This window comes from Pseudomonas sp. Y3 TE3536 (assembly GCF_053629175.1).
In genome coordinates, this window is record NZ_JBRJHU010000001.1 from 5,726,371 (window position 1) to 5,741,257 (window position 14,887).

Below are 14,887 nucleotides of genomic sequence, written 5' to 3' on the forward strand. Positions count from 1 at the left end.
GCTTTCGCTGGCCTCTTCGCAGCACAAGGCTGCTCCTACACGCGAAGAGGCCCGCACAGACGACACAAAGCCCTCGCCAATTCGCTATTCTCGGTGCACCCTTATCCTCCCAGGCAAAAAGGACCGGCAGAGCGCATATGGCGAAATGGCTAGACGGCGGCGGGCTGATGGCCGAGCGCATCCGCCAGCACGATTGGACCCACAGCCCACTGGGCCCGCTCGAGGCCTGGCCGAGCGCGCTCAAGACCTCGGTGGCCTTGTGCCTGGCCTCGCGCTTCCCACAGGCCGTGTTATGGGGCAGCGAGCTGATCACCCTGTACAACGACGCCTTCATACAAATCCTCGGCAGCAAGCCCCTCGCCCTGGGCCGGCCGTTCAGTGAAGTGTGGCAGGAGGCCTGGGGCGAAATCAGCGCCATGGCCGAACGCGCCATGGCCGGTGAGGCGGTCTACATCGAAGACTTTCCCTTGATCATCGACCGCAACTGTGCCCCCGAACGCGCCTACTTCACCTTCTGCTACAGCCCGATCCGCGGCGAAGACGGCACGGTACTGGGCATGCTAGACACTGTGACCGAAACCACCACCAGCGTGGTCAACAGCCAGCGCCTGAGCTTTCTCGACGGCCTGGGCCGCGAAGTGGCCAATGCCACCGACCCCGAGCGGATCATGGCGATCACCACCCGCATGCTGGTGGAACACCTGCAACTGTCGAGTTGCGCCTATGCGGTGATGGACCCCGACCAGGACGGCTTCAACATCTGCGGCGACAGCGTCGCCCCCGGCTCACCGCGGCTGATCGGCCAATACCGCCTGGCCGACTTCGGTCGCCTGGCAGTCAGCCGACTGCGCGCAGGCGAACCGCTGGTGATCAATGACAACCTCAGCGAACTGGCCGCCGATGAAGCCGCGACGTTCCAGGCCATCGGCATCACCGCGACCATCTGCATGCCGCTGATCAAGGACGGTCGCCTGACCGCCCTGATGGCTATTCACGACAAGGCGCCCCGGGTATGGACGGGCTATGAACTGCGCCTGATCCGCGAAGTCACCGAACGCTGCTGGTCGCATATCCAACGGGTGCAGGCCCACGCCGAAGTGCGTGAAGCCCTGGCCGCGCTGGAGGCGCTCAACGCCTCCCTGGAGCACCGCGTCGAAGAGCGCACCACCCAGCTGCTACACACCGAAGCCGTGCTGCGCCAGGCACAGAAGCTCGAGGCCATCGGCCAGTTGACTGGCGGTGTGGCACACGACTTCAACAACCTGCTGACCATCATCCGCTCGTCATTGCACTTCTTGCAGCGTCCCAACCTGGACGAAGCACGCCGCGAGCGCTACCTCAAGACCATTGCCGACACCGTCGAACGCGGCGCCAAGTTGACCGGCCAACTGCTCGCTTTCGCCCGTCGGCAGGCCTTGAGCCCACAAGTGTTCGAGGCCGGGCCGCGGCTGCAGGCCATGGCCGATATGCTCGATACCGCTACCGGTGCACGGGTTCAGGTGGAAATCGAACTGCCAGAGGCGCCTTGCCATATCCGCGCCGACCTCAGCCAACTCGAAACCGCGATCATCAACCTGATGCTCAACGGCCGCGACGCCATGGCCGGGGAAGGCACCTTGCGCCTGCGCCTTCAGGCCAACCAACGCTTGCCCGGCCTGCGTGGGCAGGCCGGGCAAGCCGGGCCCTTTGCCGCCATCTCGGTAGTGGACAGCGGTGTCGGCATCGCCAGCGAGCTGCTCGATCGCATCTTCGACCCCTTCTTCACCACCAAAGCACCCGGTGAAGGCACCGGGCTTGGCCTGTCCCAGGTGTTCGGCTTTGCCAAGCAGTCCGAAGGCGATGTAGAGGTGATCAGCGTCGAAGGCCAGGGCACGACGTTTACCCTGTACCTGCCGCAACAAGCGCCCTCTGCCGGCCCTGAGGCTTCTGAATAGCGGCTACCGTTGCGCGGCCAGTAACCGCGCCACACTCTGTGCCAGTTCGGCACGCCGGTACGGCTTGCGCAGCACTTCGAAGCCTTTGAGTTCGCGCGGTGTCAGGTTGGCATAGCCGGTAATGATCAGCACCGGCAGGTTGGCCTGGCGCTGGCGCATCTGCTGGGCGAAGCGCACGCCGGTCATCTCGGCCATCACATGGTCGGTCACCAGCACATCCGGCACTAGCCCCCGCTCTACCAGCTGCAAGGCCGCCGCCGCACTCTCGGCCTCGATCACTTCGTAGCCGAGGTCGCGCAGTTGCAGCGCTGTGGCATGGCGTACGATCGCTTCGTCATCGACCAACAGCACGTGGTTCTTCCGGCCGGCCAATGGCGCTTCGGCTGTATCGCTGTCGCGGCAGCTTGCCGCCTCATCGCTGGTCGGCAGCCACAAGGTCGCCTCGGTGCCCTCACCTGGCCACGAACGAAGGGTAAAACCGCCGCCCGACTGCACGGCCAAGCCCTGCACCATCGGCAGGCCTAGGCCGGTGCCTTTGCCCACCGCCTTGGTCGAGTAGAAGGGCTCGAAGCAGCGGCGCAGTTGTTCAGCGTCCATCCCACAGCCACTGTCGCGCACCTGTAGCCAGGCCAGCCGCGCCGCGGCCACACCATCCGGCCTCGGCGGGCCGTTTGCATCGATACCGGCGACGATACTCAACTCGCCGCCGTCAGCCATCGCGTCACGGCCATTGACCACCAGGTTGAGCAAGGCCAGCTCCAGTTGATGAGGGTCGGCCACCACGGCCGGTAGCGCCGGGTCGACCTGCACGTGCACGGTAATGGTCGGCCCCAGCGAACGGGCGATCAGCTCACGCATGTCTTCCACCAGCGCCGCCAGAGATACGGCTTGGGGTTTGAGGGTTTGCCGGCGGGCGAAACTGAGCAGCCGACCGACCAGGTTGCGCGCCCGCTCGGCAGCCTGCAGGCCGCCGTCGATCAGCCTGGGGGCACGCTCGGACTGTGGGTTGCGGCGCATCAACTCGAACGAGGCAATGATCGGCGTGAGCATGTTGTTGAGGTCATGGGCGATGCCGCCGGTCAATTGCCCGATCATTTCCAGCTTGTGGGCTTCGTGCAGCTGCAGCATCGCGGATTCGCGCTGAGCCAGGGCCGACGCCACGCGCTCCTCCAGGCTTTCGTTGAGCAGGTGCAGCGCGCGCTCGGCCCTGGCATGGGTAATCGCCGCCCACGCTTGCTTGGCGCTCTCTTCCACCAGCTGGCATTCGTCTTCAGGGCACGGGTGCGGGATATGGAAATGCACACTCAGGGTGGTCTCCAGCCGGCCAGCGCGCAGGACCGGCACATGCAGGCTGTGAGGCTGCTGCACCACCTGCCCCGCTGCCAGTTGCTCGCGCAACGAAGCACCGAAGCTCGCGTAGGCATGCTGGCCGACGAACGAGGGCAAGCCCGCGGACCAGTCATGTGCTACCTGGAAGTTGCTACCGTCGCCTTGGTCTTCACCAAAATAGACCCGTGCCGCGCCGAGTCGCCGTGCCAGCCGACTTACCGCGAACGCTTCGATCCGCTCTGCATCACCCAGCGCGGGTAAAGCACGGCCCAGCTCCAGCAAAAAGGCCTGGCGCTGCTGGAAGCGTACGCGCTCGGTAGTCTCGGTCACCAGGCACAGCACCCCACCAACGCTGCCGTCAGCCTCGCGCACGGCGGAATAGGACACATCGAAATAGGCCGTTTCACCCACGCCGTGGCGCTCGATGTAGAAAGGGCGATCCTTGGCCGAGAAGGTCTGGCCGCTCTCGCGCACACCGCGCAGCAACGGCTCCAGGTCGTCCCACAGCTCGCTCCAGTTTTCCTGGGCCGGCCGCCCCAATGCCTGCGGGTGCTTGGTGCCAATGCTCGGTGCATAGGCATCGTTGTACAGCGCCACGTAGGCCGGCCCCCAGAACAGCACGCACTGCGCTTGCGCCGGCAGCAGCGTGCCCATGACCGTCTGCAGGTGCGGCGACCAGGTGTGGGGTGGGCCCACCGGCGAGCCGCGCCAGTCCATCGACTGGAGCAGGCTGCCGACGCTACCGCCGTTGAGCAGAAAGCCCAACGGTGGGTTGCCCGCGTCGGTGGGGGGTTGTTGAAGCGATCTCATGTCAGGGAAGTCCCGGGCACATTGCCATCCATCTGATGGATAGGAGGCCTGCAAGTACCCGTTCGTTCCCTTGCTTTCAGACGTTTTTCAACGGCGCCCTTCAGCCAGCATGCGCAAGGCCAACCCGGCCAGCACAGTGCCCATCAACCAGCGCTGAACGCGCTGCCACAGGGGCCGCCCGCCTAAGAACACGGCGATGGAGCCAGCCATCACCGCGATCAAGGCATTGACCGAAACGCTGATGGCGATTTGCGTAGACCCGAGCACCAGCGACTGCACCAACACGCTGCCGTGACCGGGCTCGATGAACTGCGGCATCAACGACAGGTACATGACGGCGATCTTGGGGTTCAGCAGGCTGGTGGCAAAGCCCATGGTGAACAGCCGCCGCGGGCTGTCCGCTGGCAGGTCGCGGACCTGGAATGGCGAGTTGCCGCCAGGCCGAAGCGCCTGCCAGGCCAGGTACAACAGGTACAGTGCGCCACCGATGCGCAGCACGTCGTAGGCAAACGGCACCGCCATGACCAGCGCGCTGATGCCCAGTGCAGCGCAGAGCATATAGATGACGAAGCCCAAGGCCACACCACCGGAGGGAAATCAACCCCGCCTTTCGGCCCTGGCAGATCGACCGGGAAATCAGGTAGATCATGTTCGGGCCGGGCGTCAGCACCATACCTAGGCAGATCAATGCGAAGGTCAGCAGTTGGGCGGTTTCGGGCATGGGGCACATCCTGGTTGTGCGAAAAGTAGCGGCGAGTGTATCCGAGCGGCGTCAGCGCCGGTAGCGTCAGCCCAACTGCCCGGCAATCAGCCCCAAGGCCACGGCGATCATCGCCACGCCCGACACCCGCCCGACCATCTTCGCCGCCCCTGGCCGAGTGCTCAAGACGGCCTTGGCGCCGTACCCCACCAGCGAATAGATCACCAGCGAGCTGCACAGATGCACCAGCCCCAGCAGCAGGATCTGCACCGGCACCGGCCAGCTTGACTGCGGGTCGGTGAATTGCGGCAGCAAGGCCAGGAACAGCAGAAACACCTTGGGGTTGAGCCCGCTCACGCAAAAGCCTTTGAAGGCCCAGCGTGAACCGCTATTGCCAACACCGCCCTGCCCGGCTTCCGGCACCGCCGGGCTGAGCAGCAGGTTGCCGCCCAGCCACAGCAGGTAGGTACAACCCGCCAAGGTCAGCAACATCAACGCCAACGGGTGCCCCGCCAACAGGCTGCCCACGCCGGCCGCCACCACCAGCGTCGCAAGGAAGTGCCCCGACAACATGCCCGCCACCGCAGGCATCACCCAGCGGCCACGCATGCCCGCCGAGATGGCGTAGGCCCAGTCGGCACCAGGGGTAATCACGAACAGCAACGACACGGCCCAGAACGCCGTCAGCACACTGATTGCCACTTGAATCTTCCTTATGTCTCGGCTTGGTATGCAGAAAGATTACGGATTCCTTCGGGGCATTTTCTTTCGTATATTCCCCGTCATCGCACATATGCTGGAAGATTCTTCTCCATGGATAGAACTGATCGAAAAATCCTTGCCGAGCTGCAAAAAGATGGTCGCTTGTCGGTGACCGAGTTGGCGGATCGCGTGGGCCTGAGCCTGTCGCCCTGCCATCGCCGGCTGAAGGCGCTGGAGGAATCGGGCGCTATCCTGGGCTATCACGCGCGCCTGGCGCCGACTGCACTGGGGCTGAACTTCGCCGCGCTGGTGTTCGTCACCCTGCGCGAGGTGACGCGCCAGCCGGTGGCTGACTTCGAGGCAGCGTTGGCCGAAATCCCCCAGATCGTCGAGGCGCAGCGGCTGTTCGGCGACCCGGACTACCTGCTGCACGTGGTGGCGAAGGACCTGCCAGCGTTTCAGAAGCTGTATGACGAACACCTGACCAGCATTCCCAACGTGAAGCGGTTGAGTTCGACGTTGGTGATGAAGGAAGTGATTCAGGACCGGATGTTACCTATGTGACTGTGTTGACCTATTGGCGTCATGCCAATAAGCGCCCGATATCACCGGTTATCTTCTGTGCGCCATAACTGCTGGAGTAGATCGAACTCGAGGTATAAACCTCACCCTGCAAGATGGCGCCATTGCCGTACAGCGGCCATTGTTCATTCAATCGGCAGCTAACGGAATCGGCCGCCAGCCCCCCCAACCCATTGAAGCGAATCAGGCCACTTTTACCCAAATGAGCCAAAAGAGGGTCGCGCTCTGCCGGTTCGAGCCCCGTGGCATTGACGATCACCGAGCCAGCGCTCCTATCTTGCGTCAGTACCTCGTCCCGGCTCAAAATCCTGAGCTGCCCAGAGGCAAACAAGCCGTCGACGATTTCGGCATTGCACAATGGCATCGCGAAGGTGAACCGTCCGAGCCAAGGGTGCACGTGCGTCATGAACCGCGACCTCTCACCGACGTCCAGCGTTGGCAAGAGCTCATTCATTGCATCGATGACGTCCATGGCGATGGCTTGCCAACTGTTCTGATCGTTTCTGCACATCTGCACATCGTGATGCAGCTGAGTAGCGCCATCACGCCCGTTCGCAATGATCATGTCAGATAACGCTCTGCCACCACGCTGGAGGTGCTGCACGAACAATTCCACCAGACAATCTACCCTCGAATAGCCCTCGGGCTGTCTGCTTGCCGCGTGGCGATACGTGGCCAGAAACGGTTGCCCCTCTGTTTTGAGCAGTAGGCGACGAACCGACGGGAAATAACCGCAGCGCGAGTACAGAGTAATAGGCCCTTTGTGTTTTTGTTTGGCGAGCTGAACCAGGACATCGACGGCCGATAGGCGACTACCGAGTACCAGCACCGGCGCATCCCGGTTCAGGCCGATCAGAGAGCGGCCAGGATAGGGAGAAATAACAGGTTGCGCCCCGACTTGCGCCGACAATGCCTTGAAAGGCAGGCCTGTTGCGATAATCACCGCGTCGTAGCTCCGTTGCGCTTGGGCCGTCACGACCACCAGGCGCCCGTCTTTTCCAGTCCAAAGTTCTTCCACGGTTTGTTTTACGATATTGCCGCTCTTGAGCCGCTTTCTCGCCTGCCTGAACCGTGCCCTCAGGTACTTCGCGACCATTTCGCGAGGCGCTACGTCTTCGGGTTTTGTAAAGGGACTTTGTGCTTGCACAAACTCAAACAAGTCACGCGTGTTGTCTGGGTCAATAAACGTAACCGCCAGGCTCGTGTTCAGCCGCATCGCTTGCGTGTCGGTGTTCATTGATCTGCCGCAGCAGGGTTTACCGGGGTCAAAGATGTGCAATCTGATCTGGCTGGCATAAGGTGCGTTGCACAATGAGATTGCGTTGATGATCCCTGTTGGGCCTGCACCGACGATAGCAATGTCCATTAAACCAACCCCTGATAGTTGATCGTGTGTCCTGGCTACAGCTGAGGAGAGTTCGGTCAGTGGAGCATTGATGGGAAGGCCTCACAACTGACAAAAATGCCAGTTTGATTGAGCGCCCGCACACAACACAATGCAATCAAGCCCCAAACCCCAGAGGCATCGCACCATGGAATCGGCTATCGATAAAAGCCTTGTCTGCCCTCGCAATAGGCCCCAGCGCATGCCCGATAACTTTGCTCCGCCGTTTCCAGGCTGGGTGGGGCGAGCGGACGGCCAGGTAAAACAATACGTCATGGCCTATCTCGGTGTTCAGGCGTTCGGAGCACAACACCAGCAGGCCCTACGCGCATCCCATCTTGAACTTATCCGTAGCCTGGGCCTGCCGCATGGGCCTGCTCACTACGACCTGACTCAGTACATTGACCTCGAAGGGTTCGACAACAGACTGGTGATTGCGTACTGGAGCGACGTGCTGGAATTCGAGCGCTGGAATGCTGCTGCGCAAATTTCTGAATGGTGGGAATGCCCCCAGCGAAGGACGGATGGGCTGGGCTACTTTCGCGAAATCCTCAAGCCGACTGTCAACCGCCTGGAGACGTTCTATTCGACACCTGACCGCCCGGAGGGGGTGGGTGTAGTGATGGGTGGTTGCAGCGAGGAGATCCAGGAACACGGTTACTGGGGTTCGATGCGCGACCGAATGCCTCTGGCTCAAACCGACGCACTCAGAGCCCGTGGGCACCTCGAGGCAAACCACGAGGGGCCGCAGACGAATGTGACTGGCCACCAGAATCTCGTGGTGATTCGCTCCGGCCAAGATTGGAGCGATACGCAAGCGCTGGAACGCTCACGCTATCTGGAACAGATGGAGCCCATATTGCGGCAGGCGATGGACTACCTGCGCGACGAAGGAGTGCCCATAGGCTGCTATAGCAATCGCTACATGAAGCACATCGACGCGGATGGCCGCGAGATCGAGAAGAGCTTTTCGGTAAGCCATTGGCATTCGCTGTGCGATCTTGAGCGATGGTCAGAATCGCACCCAACCCACGTGAAAATATTTGGCACGTTCATGCAGATGGTGCAGACCTTCAAGGCAGACCTAAAATGGCGGGGGTATCACGAAGTCAGTGTGCTGGAAGCGGACGCCCAACGATACGAATACATCAATTGCCATCCCCGCACCGGGTTGCTCAATGGCCTCAAGCCCTAAGAACGCTTACCTGCACCTCAATTGGCCACCCGCACCAACCTGGCATACCGATATAAACCATTTGCCTGTTTCACCCCACCTACCCCGGGCCTTCCAGCCCGGTGGCCCGCTCCTTGCTACCACTCGTCCCTTAACCTTTTGTCAGCCTTAGGTTTTTTAAGGTTTATGGGCACATATTTACTAATTTCTCGTTATCCCCGCACCCCCCATCATCCCTCCAACAAGAACGCGTCGCCCTTCGCCGGCACGCACCCGGGCAGTACCCCATGCCCTACCTTGCCTTGGAGTCAGTCATGACCAGTGCAGCCAACTCGGCACCCCTCATAGAAAAATACACGATCGGCTACGTGCCCCCGCAAGACCGCCATGGAAAGGTAAGGGATCTGTTCACACTGTGGTTCGGGGGCAATATCGCGCCCCTGCCCATCGTCACCGGCGCGCTGGGCGTGCAGTTGTTTCACCTGAACCTGGTGTGGGGCATCGTCGCCATCCTGGTCGGCCACCTGGTCGGCGGGGTGCTGATGGCGCTGCACTCGGCCCAGGGCCCGCAGATGGGCATCCCGCAGATGATCCAGAGCCGCGCCCAGTTCGGCACGCTTGGCGCGCTGCTGGTGGTGGTGATCGCCGGGGTCATGTACATCGGGTTCTTCGCCTCCAACATCGTCCTCGCGGGCAAGTCGCTGCATGGCGTGGTCGAAGCCGTGCCGGTACCGGTGGGTATCGTCATTGGCGCACTGGGGTCGGGCATCATCGGCATCATCGGTTACCGCTTTATCCATGTGCTCAACCGCATCGGCACCTGGGTGCTGGGCATCGGTATCGTGGTCGGCTTCGGCTATATCTTCACCCACGTGCAAAGTGACGACTTCCTCACCCGCGGCGGTTTCAACCTGGCCGGCTGGCTGGCCACGGTGTCGCTGGCAGCGTTATGGCAGATCGCCTTTGCCCCGTATGTGTCGGACTATTCGCGCTACCTGCCGGCCGACGTCAAGGTCAGTTCGACCTTCTGGACCACTTACCTGGGCTCTGTGCTGGGCTCGAGCCTGTCGTTCATCTTCGGCGCGGTCGCGGTGCTGGCGATCCCGGCCGGAATGGACACCATGGACGCGGTGAAACTCGCCACCGGCACCCTGGGCCCGATCATGCTGGTGCTGTTCCTGCTCAGCGTGATCAGCCACAACGCCCTCAACCTGTATGGCGCGGTGCTGTCGATCATTACCCTGATCCAGACCTTCGCCTACCGCTGGATCCCCACCGCCAAAAGCCGTGCGGTGCTGTCGCTGATCGTGCTGGCGGCTTGCAGTGTGGTGGCCGTGTGCGCATCGAAGGACTTCATCGGCCACTTCGTCGACATGGTGCTGGTGCTGCTGGTGGTGCTGGTGCCGTGGACGGCGATCAACCTGATCGACTTCTATGCCATCCACAAGGGTGACTACGACATCCAGTCGATCTTCAAGGTCGATGGCGGTATCTACGGGCGTTACAACCCGCAAGCGCTGGTGGCCTACGCCGTGGGCATCGTGGTGCAGATCCCGTTCATGAACACGCCGCTGTATGTCGGGCCGGTTTCCGAGCACATCAACGGGGCAGACCTGTCGTGGCTGGTGGGGCTGGCGATTACCTCGCCGTTGTACTGGTGGCTGGCTAGCCGTGACAGTGCCTATCGTCGCCGGCAAGTGAGTGCCAAGCTGGCCATGGGGCACTGATTCATCCTGTACTGGCCTCTTCGCGGGCAAGCCCGCTCCCACAGGGGGACCACAGATTCGGGCAATGTGGTACTGCTGTGTGCGGGCTTGCCCGCGAAGAGGCCGGTACAGACACCTTGTAGTCAGAGGTTATAAGCCCGCTCATTGTGCTCCGCCAGGTCCAGCCCCTGCTCTTCCTCCTCCCGGCTGGCCCGCAGCCCGACAGTCAGCTTGATGGCGCCCAGAATCGCCCAGCTCACCACAAAGCAATAACCAAAGGTAAAGGCCACGCCTTTCAGTTGCACCAGTGCTTGCCCAAGGGGCGTAATGCCTTCCACATAGCCGCCCAACGACGGCGCGGCAAACACCCCGGTCAATAGCGCGCCAACCATCCCGCCCACGCCATGCAGGCCGAACACGTCGAGGCTGTCGTCATACCCCAATGCCTGCTTCAGCCGGGTCACCGCGAAGAAGCAGATAGCCCCCGTCAGCAAGCCGATCACCAGCGCCCCCAACGGCCCGACAAAGGCGCACGCCGGCGTGATGCCAACCAACCCGGCCAACGCACCTGAGGCCGCCCCCAGTGCAGTGGGCCGCCCATGCATGAGCTTTTCGGTAATCAGCCAACCGACAATCCCTGCGCAGGCAGCCACCATGGTCGCCAGCATCACCACCCCTGCCCCTTCGTTGGCCGCAAGCCCCGAGCCCACGTTGAACCCAAACCAGCCCACCCACAGCAAACCGGCACCTACCAGGGTGAAGCCGAGGTTGTGCGGCGGCATGGCCACCTGTGGGTAGCCCTTGCGCTTGCCTAGCATCAACGCTGCAGCCAGCGCCGCCACACCGGAGTTGATGTGCACTGCGGTGCCGCCGGCAAAGTCCAGCACGCCCCAGTTGACCATCAATGCCCCTGGCCCGCCCCAGACCATATGGGCAATCGGTGCGTACACCAGGACGAACCAGGCGCCCATGAACAACAACGAGGCACTGAATTTCATGCGTTCGGCAAAGCCGCCAGCAATCAGCGCAGGCGTGATGATCGCGAAGGTCAGCTGAAATACCGCGAAGACACCTTCCGGGATGGTCCCTACCAGGCTGTCATGGCCGATGTTCAGCATCAGCGCCTTGTCCAGGCCGCCAATAAAACTGTTGAAGGTCAGTTGGCCTTCAACCATACCGCGGGTATCCACCACCAGGCTGTAGCCGAACAGCACCCAGAGGATGCCGATGAGCCCGGCCACGGCGAACAGCTGGGTGAACACCGAGAGAAAGTTCTTGGCCCGCACCATGCCGCCGTAGAACAGCGCGAGGCCCGGGATGCACATCATCAGCACGAACATCGCCGCGCAGATCATCCAGGCGGTATTGCCGGTGTCCAGGGTGGGCTCGGCGGCGTGAGCCAACGGCGTCAATGCCAACAGCACAACAGCAAGGGCAAGCTTCATGGCGTCACTCCTGTGCGAATGGGGATGCATCGGGGGCTGCTTCGCAGCCCTTTCGCGACACAAGGCCGCTCCTACAACGGATCGCGATCATCTGTAGGAGCGGCCTTGTGTCGCGAAAGGGCCGCAAAGCGGCCCCAGAAGGTTGGATCAGTACTGAGCCTGGCCTGGTACCCAGGCAGTACCGGCCAGCGGTACCCGGGCCATGGCGGCTGCTTCCACGGTCAGCGCCACCAAGTCCTCAGGGTCCAGGTTGTGCAGGTGCGACTTGCCGCAGGCACGGGCCATGGTCTGCGCCTCCAGCACCAGCACGCGCAGGTAGTTGGCCAGGCGCCGGCCGGCCTCTTCAGGGTTCAGACGCTTGGCCAGTTCCGGGTCCTGGGTGGTGATACCGGCTGGGTCGCGGCCGTTCTGCCAGTCATCGTAGAAACCGGCGGCCGAGCCAAGTGCCTTCAACTGCGCATCCAGGCGCGGGTGGTTGTCGCCCAGGGCGATCAGCGCGGCGGTGCCGATGGCTACCGCGTCAGCGCCCAGGGCCATGGCCTTGGCCACATCGGCGCCGTTGCGGATGCCACCCGAGACAATCAACTGCACCTTGCGGTGCATGCCCATCTCCTGCAGCGCCTGCACGGCCTGCGGGATGGCCGGCAGGATCGGAATGCCGACGTGCTCGATGAACACTTCCTGGGTCGCGGCAGTACCGCCCTGCATGCCATCGAGCACGATCACGTCAGCGCCGGCCTTCACCGCCAGCTTGACGTCGTAGTACGGGCGGCTGGCACCGATTTTCACGTAGATGGGTTTTTCCCAATCGGTGATCTCGCGCAGCTCGGCAATCTTGATCGCCAGGTCATCCGGGCCGGTCCAGTCCGGGTGGCGGCAGGCACTGCGCTGGTCGACACCGATCGGCAAGGTGCGCATGCCGGCCACGCGCTCGGTCACTTTCATGCCCAGCAACATGCCGCCACCGCCCGGCTTGGCGCCCTGGCCAAGGACGATCTCGATGGCGTCGGCCTTGCGCAGGTCGTCCGGGTTCATGCCGTAGCGCGACGGCAGGTACTGGTACACCAGGTGCTGCGACTGGCCCCGCTCTTCCGGGGTCATGCCACCGTCACCGGTGGTGGTGCTGGTGCCGGCGATGGTCGCACCACGGCCCAACGCTTCCTTGGCGTTGGCCGACAGCGCGCCGAAGCTCATGCCGGCGATGGTCACCGGGATCTTCAGGTGGATCGGCTTTTTGGCAAAGCGGGTGCCCAGCACCACGTCGGTGCCGCATTTTTCGCGGTAGCCTTCCAGCGGGTAGCGCGACACGCTGGCGCCGAGCAACAGCAGGTCATCGAAGTGCGGCACGCGGCGCTTGGTGCCACCGCCGCGGATGTCATAGATGCCGGTTTCGGCGGCACGCTGGATTTCCTGGATGGTCAGGCGATCGAAGGTGGCCGACTCACGCAGTACCGGGGGGAATTGCTCGCTCATGGGTTTGCTCCTGGATCAGTACGCGGAGGCGTTGTCGACTTTGAAGTTGTACAGCTGACGGGCCGAGCCATACCGTTTGAAATCGGCGGCTCTATGGTCGAGGCCCGCGTCGTTCAGCAGCGTTTGAAGCTCTTGCAGGTGCTCGGCGCGCATCTCTTTCTCGATACAGTCCGAACCCAGCGACTGGACCGTGCCCTTGACGTAGATGCGCACCTCGTACAGCGAGTCGCCCAGCGCATCGCCGGCGTCGCCGCACACCACCAAACGCCCGGCCTGGCCCATGAAGCAGCTCATGTGGCCAATGCTGCCGCCGACCACGATGTCGACGCCCTTCATGGAAATACCGCAACGGGCACCGGCGTCGCCCTCGATCACCAGCAACCCACCGTGGGCGGTTGCACCGGCGGCCTGGGAGGCACTGCCCTTGACCCGCACCGAGCCGGACATCATGTTTTCCGCCACGCCCACGCCCACATTGCCGTGCACCGTAATGTTGGCTTTCTGGTTCATGCCGGCGCAGTAGTAGCCGGCATGGCCGTCGATCTCTACCGAAACGTCTTCGTTGATGCCGACAGCCAGGTTGTGTTTGCCGTCGGGGCGCATCACGCGCCACTCACGGTCTTGCACCTCACCGTGCAGGGACTGGTTAAGGACACGCACCGAAGTGCTGGAAAGGTCGATCGTCTTCATAAGGTTCTCCAGAGGTTCGGTGGCAGGTCAGGCGCTTTCGCGCTCCCAGACGTACAGGGTGGCCGGCGCCGGCTCCCAGACCTTGGCGTTTTCAATACCGGGCAGGCTGGCCAGGGCCTGGTACTCGGAGGCCATGGCAACGTAGTCGTCGGTTTCAGCCAGCACCGCTGGCTTGCAGGCGATCGGGTCGCGAATCACCGCGAAGCCGTTGCGGGTGCCAATGGCAAAGGTGAAGAACCCGTCCAGATCTTGCAGAGCCCCGTCCAAAGCCTTGGCCAGGGTATCGCCCTGCTGCAGGCGCCAGGTCAGGTAGCCGGCAGCCACTTCGGTGTCGTTGTCGGTCTCGAAGCTGATGCCTTCACGCTTGAGTTCCTGGCGCAGGCGGAAGTGGTTGGACAGCGACCCGTTGTGCACCAGGCACAGGTCGGCGCCGGTGGAGAACGGGTGGCTGCCCTCCAGGGTCACCGCGCTTTCGGTGGCCATGCGGGTGTGGCCGATGATGTGGCTGCCCTTCATGCCGGCCAGGCCGAAGCGGCTGGAAATCTCGGCCGGCAGGCCCATGCCCTTAAGGATTTCGATGCTCTGCCCGGCGCTCATGATGCGCACTTCAGGAGCCAGCTCGGCCAATGCAGCACGGGCGGCGGCTTCCGTGGTGTGCACCTTGAGCACGGCGGCGCTGGCGTTCTGAAACCAGTCCAGCGAGCAGCCCAAGCGCCCTTCCAGTTGCCCCATCAAGCTGGCCCACGAATAGCCCGCATCAAGGGCCTGCAACGTCAGTTTTACCCAGCCGTCGGCCACTTCATCGCCGTAGATGGCAAAGCCGGCGCTGTCGGGGCCACGGTCGGTCATGGCGTGCAGCATGGGTTCGAAGAGCTTGCCGAGCTGGGCTTCCAGCTCAGGCTTCTTCAGGTACAGACCTACGATTCCACACATAGTGATGCTCCTTACTAGGCAGTGG

Annotated in this window: 11 protein-coding genes and 1 pseudogene; 4 read left to right on the forward strand and 8 right to left on the reverse strand. The window is 62.7% G+C overall.

Going from position 1 to position 14,887, the window contains the following annotated elements; all coding sequences use genetic code 11:
- Positions 1-137 precede the first annotated feature (137 nt).
- Positions 138-1,934, forward strand: coding sequence for an ATP-binding protein (locus AB7M33_RS25595; protein WP_454243935.1), 1,797 nt, complete (start codon positions 138-140; stop codon positions 1,932-1,934).
- A gap of 3 nt (positions 1,935-1,937) precedes the next feature.
- Here AB7M33_RS25595 and AB7M33_RS25600 read toward each other — a convergent pair whose 3' ends face one another.
- The 3 genes and pseudogenes from AB7M33_RS25600 to AB7M33_RS25610 all read right to left on the reverse strand — a co-directional run bounded on the left by AB7M33_RS25600 (position 1,938) and on the right by AB7M33_RS25610 (position 5,475).
- A complete protein-coding gene (locus AB7M33_RS25600; protein WP_454243936.1) occupies positions 1,938-4,073 on the reverse strand; it encodes a response regulator in 2,136 nt (711 codons plus the stop codon).
- Between the two features lie 87 nt (positions 4,074-4,160).
- Positions 4,161-4,794, reverse strand: a pseudogene (locus AB7M33_RS25605) (LysE family translocator).
- Positions 4,795-4,860: 66 nt separating this feature from the next.
- Complete coding sequence (locus tag AB7M33_RS25610; protein WP_454243937.1) at positions 4,861-5,475, reverse strand: LysE family translocator; 615 nt, start codon at positions 5,473-5,475, stop codon at positions 4,861-4,863.
- A gap of 111 nt (positions 5,476-5,586) precedes the next feature.
- On the opposite strand from AB7M33_RS25610, the gene AB7M33_RS25615 reads away from it, so the two are divergent.
- Positions 5,587-6,039 (forward strand): Lrp/AsnC family transcriptional regulator, encoded by a 453-nt coding sequence (locus tag AB7M33_RS25615; protein ID WP_099453780.1) that lies wholly within the window; start codon positions 5,587-5,589, stop codon positions 6,037-6,039.
- A 19-nt stretch (positions 6,040-6,058) separates the two neighbouring features.
- Here AB7M33_RS25615 and AB7M33_RS25620 read toward each other — a convergent pair whose 3' ends face one another.
- Positions 6,059-7,423: an FAD/NAD(P)-binding protein gene (locus tag AB7M33_RS25620; RefSeq protein ID WP_454243938.1), complete on the reverse strand. Its 1,365-nt coding sequence runs from the start codon at positions 7,421-7,423 to the stop codon at positions 6,059-6,061.
- Between the two features lie 166 nt (positions 7,424-7,589).
- Here AB7M33_RS25620 and AB7M33_RS25625 point away from each other — a divergent pair, with 166 nt between their 5' ends.
- Positions 7,590-8,636 (forward strand): phenylacetaldoxime dehydratase family protein, encoded by a 1,047-nt coding sequence (locus AB7M33_RS25625; RefSeq protein WP_454243939.1) that lies wholly within the window; start codon positions 7,590-7,592, stop codon positions 8,634-8,636.
- Positions 8,637-8,929: 293 nt separating this feature from the next.
- A complete protein-coding gene (locus AB7M33_RS25630) occupies positions 8,930-10,342 on the forward strand; it encodes a purine-cytosine permease family protein (RefSeq protein WP_454243940.1) in 1,413 nt (470 codons plus the stop codon).
- 122 nt (positions 10,343-10,464) lie between these two features.
- Here the strand turns inward: AB7M33_RS25630 and AB7M33_RS25635 are convergent, their stop codons facing one another.
- From AB7M33_RS25635 to AB7M33_RS25650, 4 genes are all read right to left on the reverse strand, one after another.
- Positions 10,465-11,766, reverse strand: a complete 1,302-nt coding sequence (locus AB7M33_RS25635) for an ammonium transporter (protein WP_186682592.1) — start codon at positions 11,764-11,766, stop codon at positions 10,465-10,467.
- Positions 11,767-11,913: 147 nt separating this feature from the next.
- On the reverse strand, positions 11,914-13,239 hold the full coding sequence (locus AB7M33_RS25640; RefSeq protein ID WP_027595365.1) for an FMN-binding glutamate synthase family protein: 1,326 nt from the start codon (positions 13,237-13,239) through the stop codon (positions 11,914-11,916).
- Positions 13,240-13,254: 15 nt separating this feature from the next.
- On the reverse strand, positions 13,255-13,929 hold the full coding sequence (locus tag AB7M33_RS25645) for a GltB/FmdC/FwdC-like GXGXG domain-containing protein (RefSeq protein WP_454243941.1): 675 nt from the start codon (positions 13,927-13,929) through the stop codon (positions 13,255-13,257).
- A 27-nt stretch (positions 13,930-13,956) separates the two neighbouring features.
- Positions 13,957-14,862, reverse strand: a complete 906-nt coding sequence (locus tag AB7M33_RS25650) for a class II glutamine amidotransferase (protein WP_099429050.1) — start codon at positions 14,860-14,862, stop codon at positions 13,957-13,959.
- Positions 14,863-14,887 lie beyond the last annotated feature (25 nt).

What these genes read in the sequence shown, in the direction of transcription:
- AB7M33_RS25595 (WP_454243935.1), top strand. Translation starts at nt 138, where the DNA reads ATGGCGAAATGGCTAGACGGCGGCGGGCTGATGGCCGAGCGCATCCGC.
- AB7M33_RS25600 (WP_454243936.1), bottom strand. Translation starts at nt 4,073, where the DNA reads ATGAGATCGCTTCAACAACCCCCCACCGACGCGGGCAACCCACCGTTG.
- AB7M33_RS25615 (WP_099453780.1), top strand. Translation starts at nt 5,587, where the DNA reads ATGGATAGAACTGATCGAAAAATCCTTGCCGAGCTGCAAAAAGATGGT.
- AB7M33_RS25620 (WP_454243938.1), bottom strand. Translation starts at nt 7,423, where the DNA reads ATGGACATTGCTATCGTCGGTGCAGGCCCAACAGGGATCATCAACGCA.
- AB7M33_RS25625 (WP_454243939.1), top strand. Translation starts at nt 7,590, where the DNA reads ATGGAATCGGCTATCGATAAAAGCCTTGTCTGCCCTCGCAATAGGCCC.
- AB7M33_RS25630 (WP_454243940.1), top strand. Translation starts at nt 8,930, where the DNA reads ATGACCAGTGCAGCCAACTCGGCACCCCTCATAGAAAAATACACGATC.
- AB7M33_RS25635 (WP_186682592.1), bottom strand. Translation starts at nt 11,766, where the DNA reads ATGAAGCTTGCCCTTGCTGTTGTGCTGTTGGCATTGACGCCGTTGGCT.
- AB7M33_RS25640 (WP_027595365.1), bottom strand. Translation starts at nt 13,239, where the DNA reads ATGAGCGAGCAATTCCCCCCGGTACTGCGTGAGTCGGCCACCTTCGAT.
- AB7M33_RS25645 (WP_454243941.1), bottom strand. Translation starts at nt 13,929, where the DNA reads ATGAAGACGATCGACCTTTCCAGCACTTCGGTGCGTGTCCTTAACCAG.
- AB7M33_RS25650 (WP_099429050.1), bottom strand. Translation starts at nt 14,862, where the DNA reads ATGTGTGGAATCGTAGGTCTGTACCTGAAGAAGCCTGAGCTGGAAGCC.